At 69.3% G+C, this 3,965-nt stretch carries 4 protein-coding genes; all 4 read left to right on the forward strand.

Annotated features, from left to right (window positions below; translation table 11 throughout):
- A partial coding sequence (locus G6032_RS00015) for a chemotaxis protein CheA (RefSeq protein ID WP_165280085.1) occupies positions 1-1,290 on the forward strand: 1,290 nt, incomplete at its 5' end.
- 86 nt (positions 1,291-1,376) lie between these two features.
- Positions 1,377-2,123: a flagellar motor protein gene (locus G6032_RS00020; protein WP_165280088.1), complete on the forward strand. Its 747-nt coding sequence runs from the start codon at positions 1,377-1,379 to the stop codon at positions 2,121-2,123.
- 3 nt (positions 2,124-2,126) lie between these two features.
- A complete protein-coding gene (motD, locus tag G6032_RS00025; RefSeq protein WP_165280086.1) occupies positions 2,127-3,095 on the forward strand; it encodes a flagellar motor protein MotD in 969 nt (322 codons plus the stop codon).
- On the forward strand, positions 3,092-3,862 hold the full coding sequence (locus G6032_RS00030; RefSeq protein ID WP_165280087.1) for a ParA family protein: 771 nt from the start codon (positions 3,092-3,094) through the stop codon (positions 3,860-3,862). The genes motD and G6032_RS00030 overlap by 4 nt, the downstream gene beginning before the upstream one ends.
- The last annotated feature ends 103 nt before the right edge of the window (positions 3,863-3,965 follow it).

Below are 3,965 nucleotides of genomic sequence, written 5' to 3' on the forward strand. Positions count from 1 at the left end.
GCAGCAGCGCCGTCCCCGCCGCCCGCGGGCACTGCGGCGCCGAAGCCTGCCGCGCCGGCTGCGAAAGCGGCCCCGGCCGCAGCAGCGAAACCGAGCGCGCCCGTGGATACCACCCTGCGCGTCGATACCAGCCGGCTCGACGCGTTGATGAACCTGATCGGCGAGCTGGTCCTGGTGCGCAACCGGCTCGTGGCCCTGCGCGTGCGCAGCGGCGGCGAGGTGGCGGAACAGGCGATCTACAGCCTCGACCTGATCACCTCAGAGCTGCAGTCCGCCGTCATGAAACTGCGCATGCAGCCGATCCGCAAGGTCTTCGGCCGCTTTCCGCGCGTGGCGCGCGACGTGGCGCGGACGCTCGGCAAGGAAGTGGAGCTGCAGCTCGAAGGCGAGGAGACGGAACTCGACAAGAACCTCGTCGAGGTGCTGGCCGATCCCCTCGTGCACCTGGTGCGCAACGCCGTCGATCACGGCGTCGAGTCGCCTGACGAGCGCGAGGCGCTCGGCAAGCCGCGGGTCGGCCATGTGCTGCTCTCCGCCGCCCAGGAGGGCAACGCGATCGTCATCGCCATCGAGGACGACGGCAAGGGCATGGACCCCGAGGTCCTGCGCCGCAAGGCGGTCGAGAAAGGACTGTACTCCGCCGACGCGGCGCATCGCCTCAGCGACTCCGAGGCCTGGGACCTGATCTTCATGGCGGGGTTCTCGACCTGCGCCAAGGTGAGCGACGTCTCGGGCCGCGGGGTCGGCATGGACGTAGTGCGCACCGCCATCGCCCGGCTCAACGGCAATATCACCATCGAATCCAAGGTCGGCGTCGGCACCCGGCTGGAAATCCGCCTGCCGCTGACGCTGGCCATCTTCCCTACCTTGCTGGTGAAGGTAAGCGAGCGCCGCTACGCCCTGCCGCTGGCCGGCGTACGCGAACTGCTCGAGCTGGACAACTGCCGCACGCGGCGGGTCGAGGGCCGGGAAGTGGTCATGCTGCGCGACGAGACCATGCCGCTGCACTGGTTGTCGGACTGGTTCGCACCGGACCGGCCGCGCATCGACTCGCACCACGCGGTCGTCGTCGATCTCGGTGCCGGCGATCTCGTCGCGCTGGTGGTGGACGAGCTGCTGGGCCAGGAGGACGTGGTCATCAAGCCGCTCGGCAGCGTGCTCGAGGGGCTCCCCGGATTTGCCGGCGCGACCATCACCGGCGACGGCAGCATCGCCCTGATTCTTGACGCGCGCAGCCTCGTGGCGCGCCATGGCGACCCGCCCGCCGCGCCCGCGCGGGAGGCCTCGTGAGCGCGACCGGCGAATCGGTCGACGCTGGCCTGCGCGAGGGTGCCGAATCTGCGCCCGAGAAGGAAGCCGCCGGCGCCAGGGGCGGGCTGGATGTGCTCAGCATCGCCGGCATGGCCGCCGGCGTCGTCGCCATCGTCGGGGGCAGCATCCTCAAGGGCAGCGGACTCGGCGCGCTCGTCAACCCGGCCGCCTTCGTGATCGTCATGGTGGGCACGTTCGCGGCCGCCATGCTGCAGGTGCGGCTGGAAACCTTTCGTCACAGCATGAAGATGTTTCGCTGGATCATCCACACGCCGGTGACGGACCCCGAGGAGGCCATCCAGAAGATCATCAACTGGAGCCAGGTGGCGCGCAAGGAAGGGCTCCTGGGGCTGGAGACCACGGCCGAGGAAGAGACCGACGCCTTCCTGCAGAAAGGCCTGCAGTTGCTGGTGGACGGCAGCGAGCCCGAAGTGCTGCGCTCGATCCTCGAGGTGGACATCGCCACGCGCGAGGAATACGACACCAAGGGCGCCAAGGTTTACGAGAGCCTCGGGATCTACGCGCCGACGCTCGGCATCATCGGCGCCGTGCTCGGCCTTATCGCGGTGATGGGCAACCTGGCGGATCCCAGCAAGCTCGGCCCGGGCATCGCCACGGCCTTCACCGCCACCATCTACGGCATCGCCAGCGCGAACCTGTTCTTCCTGCCGGTGGCCAACAAGCTCAAGACCGCCGTCGCGACCGGTACCACGTACCGGGAAATGCTGGTCGAGGGCCTGGTGTCGATCGCGCAGGGTGAGAATCCGCGCAACATCGAGACCAAGCTCAACGGCTACCTGAGCAAGGGCTGAGCCATGGCCCGCAAGAAGCGCAAGGAAGAGCACGTCAACCACGAGTCCTGGGCCATTCCCTACGGCGATCTCGTGACCTTGCTGCTCGCTTTCTTCGTCGTGATGTACGCCGTCTCCTCGGTGAACGAGGGCAAGTACCGCGCCCTGTCGGATTCGCTGGTGGCGGCCTTCCGTGGCGCGCCGCGCACCATGGAGCCCGTGCAGATCGGCGCCTTCCAGGTCCGCGCCGACGAGGAAATCCAGACCGGCCTGCCGCGCACCCTGGTGCCGCTCGAGGTCGATCGCAACATGGGCATTGCCGAGATCGGCGAATCCACCACCGGCATGAGTCGGCGCGGACAGGGCACGGAGGTGGCCGAGGGCCTCGGCCCGGGCGATGGCTCGGGGGCCGAAGGCAGCCGGGACGCGGAGGGCGGCGACGAGAACTCCTGGATCCTGATCGAGCGTCTCGAGGACGAGGTCCTCGAGGCGATGGCGCCGCTCATCGACGCGGAGATGATCAGCGTGCGGCGCGTGTCCTACTGGCTCGAAGTCGAGATCAACACGAATTTCCTGTTCGCCAGCGGCAGCGCGACCGTCGCCTCCAGCGCGGTCCCCGCGATCCGGCAGCTCGGCGGGCTCTTGAGCGGCGCGGGCGTGCGCCTCCAGGTCGAAGGACACACCGACTCGGTGCCGATCAGCACCGCAAGGTTTCCGTCGAACTGGGAACTGTCGGCCTCGCGGGCCGCGAGCGTCGTGCACCTGCTCGCAGCCTACGGCCTGGATCCCGCGCTGATGGCGGCGGTGGGCTACGGCGAGTACCGGCCGATCGGCGACAACAACACCAGCGAAGGGCGGCGCATGAACCGGCGCGTGCTCATCATCATCATGTCAGGCGCCGAGCAGGAGCGCGGCCTGGCCGATTCGCGCAACGCCGGCGAGGTCGAGGATGTCGACGCCGCCACTATTTCGACAGCGGAGGCGGGCAGTTGAAGACCTGGGCGGTCGCGAACCACAAGGGCGGCGTCGGCAAGACCACGACGGTGGTTGCGCTCGGCTCGCTGCTGGCCGGGCGCGGCGCCCGGACGCTGCTCCTGGATCTCGATCCGCAGGGTTCGCTGTCTTCATGGCTGCGTGTCGAACGGCGCGACGGCGTGGGCGTGGAAGCACTGTTCCGCGAAGATCCCGCGATGGTCATGGAGCGCGACATCCGCAACGTCCTGCCCGGCCTCGACCTGTTGCCGGGATCGGCGGCGCTCGCCACGCTGGATCGCCAGCCGGTCAGTGGTCGCGGGCTGTCGTTGCGGGCCGGGCTGGATGCCGTGCGTGACGAGTACGCCATCGCACTGCTGGATTGTCCGCCGGCTCTCGGCGTCCCGATGATCAGTTCGGTCGCCGCCTGCACGCGCCTGCTGATTCCGGTGCAGACCGAGTTCCTCGCGCTCGAGGGGCTCGGGCAGATGCTGCGCACCCTGGCCATGGTGGAGCGCTCCCTGGCGCGCTCGGTGCCGTGGACGATCCTGCCGACCATGTTCGATGCCCGCACGGGCGCGGGGCGCCGCAGCCTCGAGGCGTTGCGCGAAAAGTATCCGGAGCGCATGTGGACGGGGGTCATTCCGGTGGACACCAGGTTGCGGGACGCGGCGGAAGCAGGCACCCCGGCGCATGGCTCACCGGAGCGTGCCGGGGCCGCTTACGAGTCGCTGCTCGCATGGCTTGCCGAGACCGATGCCTGGGCGTCGGCGGGAGCGGCGGCATGAGCGGCGACGTCGAGAACTGGGTCGCGGGACTGCTTTCGCCGGACGCGCCGGACGCGCCGGACGCGCGGGAAGCAGCGGAAACGCCGGCGGCGGCCGAAACCGC

Origin of the sequence: Wenzhouxiangella sp. XN24 (assembly GCF_011064545.1) — a bacterium.
Classification (GTDB): domain Bacteria; phylum Pseudomonadota; class Gammaproteobacteria; order Steroidobacterales; family XN24; genus XN24.